This is a genomic window from Bacteroides caecigallinarum (assembly GCF_021531075.1).
GTDB classification, from domain to species: Bacteria; Bacteroidota; Bacteroidia; order Bacteroidales; family Bacteroidaceae; genus Phocaeicola; species Phocaeicola caecigallinarum_B.
Map to the genome: position 1 here is coordinate 1 of NZ_JADYTJ010000172.1, position 258 is coordinate 258.

Sequence of the window (258 nt, forward strand, 5' to 3'; positions counted from 1 at the left end):
GTTACATCATGTCAAAGATCTTTTTTATGTGAAGGGTACGGAGTCGGACCGCTTTTCCGGGGCCAACCTTTGTCTCAGGCATCCCCTGCCTCCTGTATTTATATTATATTTATTATCTAAACAAACGCGTCTGTAGTACAAGAAGGACAAACCTTCTTAACGGTATCTCTCCAGAAAGGAGGTGTTCCAGCCGCACCTTCCGGTACGGCTACCTTGTTACGACTTAGCCCCAATTACCAGTGTTACCCTAGGGCGCTC

General features: G+C 46.9%; 1 rRNA gene. It reads right to left on the reverse strand.

What is annotated here, in order from left to right:
• Positions 1-174 precede the first annotated feature (174 nt).
• Positions 175-258, reverse strand: a 16S ribosomal RNA gene (locus I6E11_RS14945); the annotation flags it as partial.